We start from the raw sequence: 691 nt of genomic DNA on the forward strand, positions 1-691 counted from the left end.
GCGTGTATCGAAAGTGGATCAAGGTACTCGTTCTAACCCTGGCATGTGTCATGCGATGCTCGCGTCATGACTGATCAACGCGAGGTTGTCATCGTCCGCTGGCCAGGTCAGGCCCCTTCCGCCCAGGATGGACTGGCAGATCTGCTGGCGGCCTACCATCTGCAGACGCAGGCCGAGAAGGGGGAGGCCGTTGCCGGTGTGGGTGGGTTGCCGGACCGCTACCGGGTAGAGATCGCAGATCCGCAGGCCGTGTTCGAAGACGATGACGTGCTGCTGGCGTTGAGCGGGGACACTGCGGTGGGCTGCCTGGTGGTGACCGCCTCTGTCGACGGACGGTCCGAGGTCAAGAGGCTCTGGACGGACCCGGCGTTCCGGGGGCGGGGCATCGCGTCCAGCCTGGTCAGCGCCGCGCTCGTGCATGCTGCGGAAAGCGGCGTCAGCGCGGTGCGGCTGTCGGTGTGGAAGTGGCGGGCAGGCGCGATCGCCCTGTACGAGCGCCTCGGATTCACCGTCACCGAGTCGTGGGACGAGCGGGACCAGCTGGTCTGCATGGAACGAGCCGTGTGAGTGGTCACAGCCATTCATTGATGGCCGCGACGAGGACGGTCGCCTCGTAGCGGACCGCAAGCTTGTCATAGCGCGTCGCCACGGCGCGGTGCCTTTTGAGGCGATTGATGCCGCACTCCACTGC

General features: G+C 65.8%; 1 protein-coding gene and 1 pseudogene. One reads left to right on the forward strand and one right to left on the reverse strand.

The features are described 5' to 3' along the window. The first annotated feature begins 66 nt into the window (after positions 1-66). Complete coding sequence (locus FDO69_RS40910) at positions 67-567, forward strand: GNAT family N-acetyltransferase (protein ID WP_104789275.1); 501 nt, start codon at positions 67-69, stop codon at positions 565-567. Between the two features lie 4 nt (positions 568-571). Here the strand turns inward: FDO69_RS40910 and FDO69_RS42630 are convergent. Beyond that, a pseudogene (locus FDO69_RS42630) lies at positions 572-691 on the reverse strand (IS5 family transposase); the annotation flags it as partial.

The organism is Streptomyces tibetensis, assembly GCF_007655005.1.
Lineage (GTDB): Bacteria > Actinomycetota > Actinomycetes > Streptomycetales > Streptomycetaceae > Streptomyces > Streptomyces tibetensis.

Bases quoted from the DNA above. Each gene is read 5' to 3' on its own strand.
- FDO69_RS40910 (WP_104789275.1), top strand. From the start codon at position 67: ATGACTGATCAACGCGAGGTTGTCATCGTCCGCTGGCCAGGTCAGGCC.